The sequence below is a fragment of the Sphingomonas sp. 66-10 genome (assembly GCF_001897045.1).
Classification (GTDB): Bacteria; Pseudomonadota; Alphaproteobacteria; order Sphingomonadales; family Sphingomonadaceae; genus Sphingomonas; species Sphingomonas lycopersici.
The window spans coordinates 13,333-23,454 of record NZ_MKRR01000152.1 but is presented as its reverse complement, the minus strand read 5'-3'; the positions used below and the strand labels follow the sequence as shown (position 1 = coordinate 23,454).

The window sequence follows — 10,122 nt, the reverse complement described above, 5'->3', positions numbered from 1 at the left end:
CTCGCGCGTCGCGCGGTCGGTCATGTCCTCCAGATCGGGCTGCTGGGTCGTATTCTGCAGCGGGATGACCCATTTGCCGTCGAGCTTGCGATCCTTGGCGGCGGCCGCCGCCGCGGCGATCTTGCCGTCGTCGAGCCCGGCGAGCTTGGCCTTGTCGTCGACCACCAAAGCGCCGGCCTTGGCCGCGGCGAGCAATTTCTGCTGGAAGCTCGTCTCGAGGCTGGCGAGCTGGGTGTTGAGCGCCTTGAGCCTGGTCTGGTCGGCGGCGGACAATTGCGCGCCGGCGTGGACGAAGCCGTCATAATAGATTTTGAGCACCTGTGCCTGCTCGGCGTCGAGCTTGAGCGCGGCGCGCTTTTCCCACAGCGTCTTCACGCGGGCGAACAATTTGGGGTTGAGGTTGATCGCGTCCTGATGCTGCGACAGTTTCGGCGCGACCGCTTCCTGCACCTTGTCGAGCGTGTCGTTGGTATTGGCCTGCACCACGCCGAAGAAGGCGAGGCTGACCCGTTCGAGCATCCGGCCGGACTTTTCGAGCGCGGTGATCGTATTGTCGAAGGTCGGCGGGGCCGGATTGTCGGCGATCCGGGCCACTTCAGCGAGATGCTGTTGCATCGCCGTCTCGAACGCCGGCTGATAATCGGCATCGGTGATCAGGTCGAAGCGCGGCGCCTGGAACGGCAGCGTGCTCGGCGCGGTGAACGGGTTGGCGCGCGGCGCGCCCGCCTGCCCGGCCGACGCCGGGGCGGCGAGGCAGGTCGCGCCGGCAAGCAACAAAGTTGCGATCGAAAAACGATAAGCCATTCAATCATTCCTCACTGGGGAGTCGCCCGCGCGGCGGGCATGGCGGCAGGGGTGGGACTTTGCGGCGCGCGACGCAAGAGGGCTGTCGTCCGGGCCTCGCAACGGTTACGGTGTCCGACCCATCGTCACCCCGGCCTTGTGCCGGGGTCCACCGGGAGGCGAAGGCTGAACAAGAGGTTCTTGCCATCGAGCCTGAGGCGCAGTGGACCCCGGCACAAGGCCGGGGCGGCGACGGAGCGCCTGCGGCAAACCCCTGATTTTGTGCAGTGCAAAAAAACAGGCTCGCCAGCCCCGCTGCTTTTGATTAGTCGCGGATACGACAGAGTCGTTGTCGTTTGCCGTCCGAGGGTGCGCGTGTCCGTCGAGTTCGAAACCGTGATCGTCATGCCGGCGGGGGCGGTGCGTTGATCGAGCGCTGGGGCATCGGCAAGGCGTTGTTCTCGCTGAAATGCCTGATCGGCGCGATGCTGGCTTACTGGATCGCGCTGCGCATCGGGCTGCAGCGGCCTTATTGGGCGGTGACCACCGCCTATATCGTCGCCCAGCCGCTGGCCGGGGCGGCGGTGTCCAAGGCGGTCTATCGGCTGGTCGGCACCGTGCTCGGCGCGGCGGCGGCGATTGCACTGGTGCCCAATCTGGTCAACGCGCCCGAATTGCTGTCGCTTGCTTTGGGGCTGTGGCTCGCCTTGTGCCTCTATATCTCGCTGCAGGATCGCACCCCGCGCAGCTATGTCTTCCTGCTCGCCGGCTATACCGCGAGCATCATCGGCTTCCCCAGCGTCGAGGCGCCGGGCGCGATCTTCACCACCTCGATCCTGCGCGTGCAGGAGATTTCGCTCGGGATCGTCTGCGGCAGTCTGGTCCAGGCGCTGATCCTGCCGCAGACCGTGACCAAGCAGCTGCTCGCGCGGATCGAGGTGATCCTCGCCGACGGCGAGCGCTGGTCGCGCGACGCGCTCGGCGAGGCGCGCGACGAGCGGCTCGACCGCGATCGCCGCCGGCTCGCGCTCGACATCAACGAATTGCACGTCCTGTCGACGCATCTGCCGTTCGACACCGCGCGCTTCCTGCCGCGGGTCCGCACGGTGCGCGCGTTTCAGGATCAATTGTCGCTGATCCTGCCGCTGGCGAGCGCGGTGGAGGATCGCATCGGCCAGTTGCGCGCGCTCGACGCCTTTCCCCCGGCGGCCGAGGCGCTGATCCTGCGCATCCGCGAATGGCTGGCGATGCCGCTGCTCGGGGTCGACGAGCGCGCCGAGCTCACCGACGCGCTGATCGCCGACGCGCATGCGCTGGAGCCCGCCGCCGCGGCGCCGCTGGCGTGGCGCGATGCCTTGCTGCTCAGCCTCGCCGCGCGGCTCGCCGATCTGGTCGCGGCGCATCGCGCGGTGCGCGATCTCTACGCGCAGATGCGCTCGCCCTCGCGCCGCGCGGTCAGCCCGGTGGTCGCGGCGGCGCTGGCGCAAAGCTCGCGCCGCACCTTCCACCGCGATCGCCCGGCGGCGTTGCGCGCCGCGCTCGGCACGCTGGCGACGATCCTGCTCGGCTCGGCTTTCTGGATCGGCACCGGCTGGGCCGATGGCGCGGGGGCGGTGCTGATCTCCGGGGTCGCCTGCGCCTTGTTCGGCGCGAGCGACGATCCGCGCCCGATGATCCTGTCCTTTTTGTGGGGGACGATCATCGGCGTCGTGCTCGCGGCGCTCTACGGTTACGTGATCCTGCCGCGCGTCACCGATTTCGTCACCTTGGTCGCGGTGCTGTCGCCGATGCTGCTGCTTCTCGGCTATTTCCTCACCGTCCCCACCGCCTCGCTGATCGCGCTCGGCACGGTGATGGGATTCATCAACATCGTCGGGCTCAATGCGCGTTATTCCGCCGATTTCGCCGCCTTCGTCAACGGATCGCTGGCGCAGATCGTCGGGACCGGTTTCGCGGTGGTGACGGTCGGGCTGTTTCAGGTGATCGGCGCGGAGCGTAGCGCCGCGCGGATCATCACCGCCGGCTGGCGCGATCTCGCGCGGCGCAGCAACCTCCCCAGCCGATCGGACGTCACCGGCTGGGTCAGCAAGATGCTCGACAGGATCGGGCTGCTCGCGCCGCGGCTCGCCGCGACCGGCGACGATCCCGGGCGGCCGATGCTCGATGCGTTGCAGGATCTGCGCGTCGGGGTGACGGTCGCCGAACTGCGCGACCTGCGCCTCGATGCCGGCAGCGAGGCGGGGGAGTTGATCACGCCGGTGCTCGGCGGGGTGGGGCGTTATTATGGCGCGCGCCGGCTCGATCGGCCGCCGCCCGACGATCCGGCGCTGCTGGAAGGGATAGACCGCGCGATGGAGGCCTTTTCGCATGATACCGACACCGTTGTGCGCCGCCGTGCCGTGCTCGCGCTGACCGGGTTGCGCCGCAACCTGTTCCCCGCCGCGCCGGCTTATGGGGTGGCGGCATGAGGGGCGAGGTCAGCATCGCCGGGGTCTATATGCCGGGGTTGCTCGTGCTGGCGATCGTCGCGCTGGTCGTCACCGGCGTGCTCACCCGCCTGTTCGGCGTCGTCGGCTTCTATCGCCTGATCGCCTATCGCCCGCTCGTCGATGTCGCGCTCTATGTGATCGTGCTCGGCGGGCTCGTTCTCCTTTTCGTTCCGGACGCGCCGCTGCCATGAACCGCTATCTCGCTCCCCTCGGCCGCATCGCGGCGACCTTGCTGCTGGTCGCGATCGCGGTGCTCATCGCGCTCTGGCTGTGGCGCCGCTACGAGGTCGATCCCTGGACGCGCGACGGCCGCGTGCGCGCCGATGTGGTGCGCGTGACCCCCGATGTCGGCGGGCTCGTCACCGAGGTGAAGGTGCGCGACAACCAGGAGGTCAAGGTCGGCGACGTGCTGTTCGTGGTCGATCGCCCGCGCTACGCGCTCGCGCTGGAACAGGCCCAGGCCGCGATCCAGTCCGCCCGCGCGACGCTCAATCAGGCGCGGCGCGAGGCGAAGCGCGATCTCGCGCTCGGCAATCTCGTCGCGGCCGAGGCGCATGAGCAGAATGTCGCGCGCGTCACCACCGCCGAAGCCGCGCTGGCGCAGGCCGAGGCGCAGGCGGACGGCGCGCGGCTCAATCTTGCGCGCACCAATATCAAGGCGTCGGTCGACGGCACGGTGACCAACCTCGATCTCCACCCCGGCGATTTCGTCGGCGCGGGGCAGCAGGCGATGGCGCTGGTCGATCGCGACAGCCTGCGCGTCGAGGCCTATTTCGAGGAAACCAAGCTTGGCGCGATCCGTATCGGCGACAAGGCGCATATCCACCTGATGGGCGACGGCCGCACGGTCGAGGGGCATGTCGAAAGCATCGCCGCCGGGATCAGCGACAGCGAACTGACCAACACCGGCAATCTGCTGCCCAATGTGAATCCGACCTTCAACTGGGTGCGGCTGGCGCAGCGCATCCCGGTGCGGATCAAGCTCGACAAGGTGCCCGCCGACCTGCGCCTCGTCTCGGGCCGCACCGCGACGGTGACGATCGTGCCGCATGCGGAGCCGAAGAAGTGAGAAGCCGCTTCTCTCCCGGTTTCCGCCACCCCGGTGAAGGCCGGGGTCCAGCAACGGGCCGGCCGCGACTGGACCCCGGCCTTTGCCGGGGCGGTAGCGCGGGGGTTGGTGTGCTGATGTTGGCCGCCGGGCTGGCGGGGTGCACCGCCGGGCCGGACTATCACCTCCCCGAGCGCGCGGCGATCAATGCCCCGGCGGCGCAGGGCAAGTTCGATGCAGCGAACGACACGTCGTTCAGCGGCGCCGATCTGCCCGCTCGCTGGTGGCGGCTCTATAACGATGCGACGCTCGACGGGCTGATCGGCGAGGCGCTCGCCGCCAATACTGATCTGCGTGCCGCCGACGCCAATCTGCGCGCCGCGACCGCGGTGGTGCTCCAGGCGGAGGCGCAGCGCACCGTGCAGACCTCGGTCGAGGGCGGGGTGGCGCTGGCGCGGCCCTATGCCACCGGGCTGCCGCTGCCGGGGCAGGTGACCTATGACGCGACGGTCAACGGCACGCTGCCGATCGATCTGGCCGGGCGCATCCGCCGTGCGATCGAGGCGTCACAGGCCGATGCCGCGGCGGTGGCGGCGGTGCGCGACGAGGTGCGCGTGACGGTCGCCGCGACGACGACCCGCGCCTATCTCGCCGCCTGCGCCGCCAATCTGCGCATCGCCGCGGCGCAGCGCGTAATCCATATCCAGCAGCAGACCTATGACGCGACCCGGCGGCTCGAAAAGGGCGGGCGCGGCACCGCCTTCGATACGACGCGCGCGCGCACCGCGGTCGAGCAGAGCGCGGCGCAGGTGCCGGCGCTGGTCGTCGCGCGGCAGGCGGCGCTCTACCAGCTCGCGACCCTGCTCGGGCGGCCCCCGGCGGATTATCCGCGCGCGGTGGAGGCGTGTGCCGCGCTCCCCGCGATCGCCGGGCCGCTGCCGGTGGGGGACGGCGCCGCCTTGCTCCGCCGCCGCCCCGATGTCCGCGCCGCCGAGCGCCGGCTCGCCGCGGCGACCGCGCGGATCGGGGTCGCCACCGCCAATCTCTATCCGCAGGTCAGCTTCGCCGGGTCGCTCGGCTTCATCGGCCCGCTCAAGGGGTTCGGCGAGGGGAGCGATTTCAACCTCAACCTCGGCCCGCTGATGAGCTGGAGCTTCCCCAATCGCCGCGTCGCCCGCGCGCAGATCGCGCAGGCCGGTGCGGCGGCGGATGCTGCGCTGGCGTCGTTCGACGGTAGCGTCCTGGGGGCGCTGCGCGAGACCGAGACCGCGCTCGCCGCTTATGCGCGCGGCCGCGAGCAGGTCGCCGCGCTGCGCCGCGCGCGCGACAGCGCGGCGACCGCGACGGGGCAGGCCGGCAAATTGTTCCGCTTCGGCCGCGGCGGCTTCCTCGATCTGCTCAGCGCGCAGGCGACGCTCGCCAATGCCGAAGTGTCGCTGGCCGCGGCGCAGGCGGGGGTGGCGGACAGCGAGGCGCAATTGTTCCTCGCGCTCGGCGGCGGGTGGGAGGCCGAGGCGCCGGCGCCGGCGGGTCAACCCTGACGATAAGGGCGTGCGATCGCCGCTTGATCCGACGCGGTCGGGTCGCCACATGGGCGGCATGTTGATCGAAACCGAACCCACCCCGAACCCGGCCACGCTGAAGTTCCTGCCCGGCCGCACCGTCATGGAGCAGGGGACGCGCGACTTCGCCTCGCCCGAGGAAGCCGAAGCCTCGCCGCTCGCCGCGGCGCTGTTCGGGCTCGGCGACGTCACCGGGGTGTTCTTCGGGCGCGATTTCGTGTCGGTCACCGCCGCGCCGGGGGTCGAGTGGCACGCGCTCAAGCCCGATGTGCTCGCGATCCTGCTCGATCATTTCACCGCGCAGATGCCGTTGTTCCGCGGCGGCTCGGCCGATTTTGCGGTGCCCCCCGCCGAGGAGGAGATCGCCGACGATCCCGCCGACGCCGAAATCGTCGCGCAGATCAAGGATCTGATCGACACCCGCGTCCGCCCCGCGGTGGCCAATGACGGCGGCGACATCATCTATCGCGGGTTCGACAAGGGGAAGGTGTATCTGAAGATGCAGGGCGCCTGCTCGGGCTGCCCCTCCTCGACCGCGACGCTCAAGAACGGGATCGAGCAGCTGCTGCGCTATTACGTCCCCGAGGTGACCGAGGTGCGCGCGGTCTGACGGCCGAAGCCGATCAGCCGCGAGACGATCAGTTCCTCGAACCCAGCATAGCCCAGCCCGAGATGCTGCGGGCGGGTGCGCAGCGCGTCGCTGAGCGACAGGCTGCCGGCGCGGAGCCCGGCGCGCGCCACCCCCGCCCAGCGCCGCGCGGTTTCCCAGCGGATCAGCCGGCGATCATGCGGGTCGCACGCGTGTCGCGCGAGGAAATCCGCCTGTAGCGTCACCAATATCTCGCCCAGTCGGTGCAATGTCGCGCGATCGGGCGGGGCGGCGCGTGCCATCAGGTGGCGCACCACCAGGGCCGCCGCTTCGGGCGCGGCATCCCCCAGCACATCGGCATAGCTTTCCGCCAGCACGCGCCCGGCGCTGGCCTCCATCGTCGTCGTATAGCGTTGCGAGGCACCGCCTTCGTGCTGGCGATAGACCAGCAGATCGGCGTCGATCCGCGCGACCCGCCCGCCGATGCGCACGATGCGGTGATAAAGGTCGAAATCCTCGGCATAGAGCAATTCGGGGCGGGTGAACGGCTCCAGCCGCCGCGCGACATCGGCGCGGATCATCACCGACGACCACACCAGCGGATTCTCGATCCTGAGCAGCCATTCCACCAGCCGCGGGGTGCTGTGCGCGGCGTGGCGCGTCGCGGGGCGGATCACCCCGTTCGACAGCATCCCGGTATCGCTGCCGACCAGCGCGACATCGGGGTTGGCGTCGAGCCACGCCACCTGCCGCGCGAACCGCTCGGGGCGGCACAGATCGTCCTGGTCGAGCGCGGCGATATAGCACCCGCGCGCCTCGGCGAAGGCGCGGTTGCGCGCGCGGACCGGGCCGCCATTCTCGTCCAAAGCGATGACGCGGACGCGCGGGTCGGGCCACGCGCGGAGCAACGCCAGCGTATCGTCGGTCGAGCGATCGTCGACCACGATCGCCTCGAAATCGCTGAGCGTCTGCGCGGCGAGGCTGTCGAGCGTCTCGCCGATCAGCGCGGCGCCGTTATACGCCGCCATGATCACGCTGACGGTGGGGGGGCTGGCGGTGGGGGGGCTGGCGCCGGGCGACGTCACGCCGCCTGCCGTCCCCGCGACGCGAGCAACTGATCGACGATCATCATGCCGACGTCATTCTGCCACAGCCACAGCCCGTTGGCCTGCCCGACGAAGCTCGCTTCGCCACCCAATTTGCCCCACGGCACGAACCCGGCGGCGAGCCCGATGCCGTAGAGCCCCGGCACCGCCGCGCCCGACGCGTCGAGCACGCGGCAGTGACGATCGACCAGCGCGCCGCCCTCGTCCGCCGCGAGCCTTAGCGGGGCGCCGTCGACGCGCTCGACCGGCACCGCGCGCGGGCGATAGCCGAGCGCGGCGATCACCAGATCGGCACCGGCAATGATCTCCCGCGCGCGCGCCTCGTCGTCGCCGATGCGGTGGAGCGCGACGCGCGGATCGGGCTCGCGCGCATCGACCCGCAACATCCGCAGCACCAGTTCGCGCGCCTCCAGCCGGAAACCCGCGAGGCGATAGACGAACCCCGAGACCGGGCAGATATCGTCCGGCCCGAAATCGTCGAACCCTTCCGCCTGCGCCGCCTCGACCGAATGATAGAAGGGGCGCAGCGGGCGGCGGTGGAGCAGGGTGATCGCGCCGACCCCCAGCGGCAGCGCCGGCTGCCCCTTGAGCAGCAGCGCGATCGTGGTCAGCGCGCTGGTCGATCCGCCGATCACCGCGATCCGCGGCGAACGGATCGCGCGCAGCAGATCGGCGACCTTCTCGAATCCGCCGACGGTCAGCACATCGTCCGACTGCATCAGCCGATCGGGGGCGAGCTCGGTCAGCGGCGCGCCCGCGACGCGCTGCGCGACGAGCCGGTCGAGCGGCTGGTGCCCGCCGGTCGCGACCACCACGTTGCGCGCGATCTGCTCATGCTCGGCGTCGGTCGCCAGATCGCGGATGCGCACGCGCCACAGGCCGTCGTCGTCGCGGCGGATCGCGACCACCTCATGCCCGGTCAGCACGCTGCCGCCGTGATCGGTGACGATGCGGTGCAGCCGGTCCCCGGTCACGCGGAGCAGCGGGCCGACCTCGACCAGCGGCACTCCCAGAGCATCCTGATAGCGCGCCACCGCGCGCGCGCTGGGATGTTCGGTGAGCGCGGAAATTTCGGGGCAGGGGTTGCCGTTGACCGCGGTGAGGAAGGTCTGCGCGGTCGAATCCGAGGTGATCGCATAGCGGCCGAGCTGGCCGCCGCCGATCGTCGCGTCGCGTTCGACCACCACCAGCCCCGGCGCGAGCGCGGGGAGCAGCCCGTGCTTGCTCGCGGCGGTCAGCAGCGCGGTGCCGGCGGGGCCGCCGCCGACGATCAGCGTCTCGGCGATGCGCGGCTGGCCGGCGTGGACCCGCGCGATCCGCGGGATGGCGCAGGCGGCGTCGAGCGCGGCGATCACCCGCTCGGCATCGGCCGCGGTCATCCGGTCGCTCAGCGGCAGCGAGACGATCCGCGCGCCCAATGCGTCCGCGACCGGGGTCGGCTCGATCGTCGCGACCTCGCGCACCCACGGCTGTTCGCCGAGATGCGGGCTGAAATATTTGCCGCAGCCGATCCCCGCGGCGTCGAGCGCGGCGATCACCTGCTCGCGATCGACCCCTTCGGGCAGCATCAGCGGGAAGAAGCCGAGCGCCTGCCGCCCGATCGGGGCGGGCTGGATCGCATAATGGCCGGCGATCGCGGTGCGATAGGCCGCGGCGACCTGTTCGCGCGCGGCGCAGACCGCGTCGAACCGGTCGAGCTGGGCATTGGCGATCGCCGCCAGCACCTCGGGCAGCTTGGCGTTGAGCCCCGGCAGCGTGGCGCTGCGCGCGCCGGCGAAACCGAAATTGGCCATCGCGCGGAGCCGCTCGATCGTATCGCGGTCGCCGCAATGGATCAGCGCGCCTTCGGCGACCGCGAACGGCTTGGTCGCGTGCATCGAGAAGACCACCGGGAAGGGCGCGCCGGCGCCGAAGCCCAGGCCATCCGCGTCGGTCGTGCCGAGCGAGGCGGCGGCGTCGATCACCACCTTCACCCCGTGGCGCCGCGCCAGCCAGGCATAACGATCGAGATCGATCGCGCGCCCGAAGGTCGCATAGGGCACCAGCGCGGCGATCTTCTCGCCGTGGCGCAGCAGCAATTGCTCCTCGGCGAGCGCGCTCGTGGTCCAGTCGTCGGGGTCGACATCGCACACCAAAGGGGTCAGCCCGGCCCACCACGCCGCCTCGGCGGTCGCGGCGAAGGTCAGCGCGGGCATCACGGCAAGGCGCCCGCCTCCTTCGCCGACGGCGTCCTTGAGCGCGATCATCAGCCCGAGCGTCGCATTGGCGACCGTCAGGCTCGCGCCGCGGCCGCCGAACAGCCGCGCGGTCGCGGCCTCCTCGAAGCGGCGCGCCTCGGGGCCGAAATTGCTGTAGATCCCGGATCGTTCGATCCGCTCCAGCGCGTCGCGATAGTCCGCAAGGCGCGGCGGATTGGGGGCGATCAGTGGCAGGCGCTGCATCGTCGGGCGGTTCCTTTCCGCCACGCTGATGCACGCAAGCCTCCTAAGGACCGGTTAGCGCCGGATTTTTTATGCAACAGCCAGCGGCGCAACTATCGTCACCC

7 protein-coding genes and 1 pseudogene are annotated in these 10,122 nt (G+C 70.6%); 5 read left to right on the top strand and 3 right to left on the bottom strand.

Annotated features, from left to right (window positions below):
• Positions 1-804 (bottom strand): annotated as a pseudogene (locus tag BGN95_RS23620) (dipeptidyl carboxypeptidase II); the annotation flags it as partial.
• Positions 805-1,208: 404 nt separating this feature from the next.
• On the opposite strand from BGN95_RS23620, the gene BGN95_RS23615 reads away from it, so the two are divergent.
• The 5 genes from BGN95_RS23615 (at position 1,209) to BGN95_RS23595 (ending at position 6,492) form a co-directional block, all read left to right on the top strand.
• A complete protein-coding gene (locus BGN95_RS23615; protein ID WP_286774210.1) occupies positions 1,209-3,251 on the top strand; it encodes an FUSC family protein in 2,043 nt (680 codons plus the stop codon).
• Positions 3,248-3,463, top strand: coding sequence for a DUF1656 domain-containing protein (locus BGN95_RS23610; protein ID WP_286774209.1), 216 nt, complete (start codon positions 3,248-3,250; stop codon positions 3,461-3,463). Before BGN95_RS23615 ends, BGN95_RS23610 begins: the two co-directional genes overlap by 4 nt.
• Positions 3,460-4,341 carry an efflux RND transporter periplasmic adaptor subunit gene (locus tag BGN95_RS23605; RefSeq protein ID WP_179512641.1) on the top strand — a complete coding sequence of 294 codons (882 nt, stop codon included), beginning with the start codon at positions 3,460-3,462 and terminating at the stop codon, positions 4,339-4,341. Before BGN95_RS23610 ends, BGN95_RS23605 begins: the two co-directional genes overlap by 4 nt.
• A 116-nt stretch (positions 4,342-4,457) precedes the next feature.
• Positions 4,458-5,861, top strand: a complete 1,404-nt coding sequence (locus BGN95_RS23600) for an efflux transporter outer membrane subunit (RefSeq protein ID WP_286774233.1) — start codon at positions 4,458-4,460, stop codon at positions 5,859-5,861.
• A gap of 58 nt (positions 5,862-5,919) precedes the next feature.
• Positions 5,920-6,492 carry a NifU family protein gene (locus tag BGN95_RS23595; protein ID WP_286774232.1) on the top strand — a complete coding sequence of 191 codons (573 nt, stop codon included), beginning with the start codon at positions 5,920-5,922 and terminating at the stop codon, positions 6,490-6,492.
• Here the strand turns inward: BGN95_RS23595 and BGN95_RS23590 are convergent.
• Both BGN95_RS23590 and BGN95_RS23585 read right to left on the bottom strand, forming a co-directional pair.
• Positions 6,456-7,556, bottom strand: coding sequence for a glycosyltransferase family 2 protein (locus BGN95_RS23590; RefSeq protein WP_286774208.1), 1,101 nt, complete (start codon positions 7,554-7,556; stop codon positions 6,456-6,458). The genes BGN95_RS23595 and BGN95_RS23590 overlap by 37 nt on opposite strands.
• On the bottom strand, positions 7,553-10,018 hold the full coding sequence (locus BGN95_RS23585; RefSeq protein ID WP_286774207.1) for a DegT/DnrJ/EryC1/StrS family aminotransferase: 2,466 nt from the start codon (positions 10,016-10,018) through the stop codon (positions 7,553-7,555). Before BGN95_RS23585 ends, BGN95_RS23590 begins: the two co-directional genes overlap by 4 nt.
• Between the last annotated feature and the right edge of the window lie 104 nt (positions 10,019-10,122).

Coding starts and splice junctions, on each gene's coding strand:
- BGN95_RS23605 (WP_179512641.1), top strand. CDS start 3,460: ATGAACCGCTATCTCGCTCCCCTCGGCCGCATCGCGGCGACCTTGCTG.
- BGN95_RS23610 (WP_286774209.1), top strand. CDS start 3,248: ATGAGGGGCGAGGTCAGCATCGCCGGGGTCTATATGCCGGGGTTGCTC.
- BGN95_RS23595 (WP_286774232.1), top strand. CDS start 5,920: ATGTTGATCGAAACCGAACCCACCCCGAACCCGGCCACGCTGAAGTTC.
- BGN95_RS23600 (WP_286774233.1), top strand. CDS start 4,458: ATGTTGGCCGCCGGGCTGGCGGGGTGCACCGCCGGGCCGGACTATCAC.
- BGN95_RS23585 (WP_286774207.1), bottom strand. CDS start 10,018: ATGCAGCGCCTGCCACTGATCGCCCCCAATCCGCCGCGCCTTGCGGAC.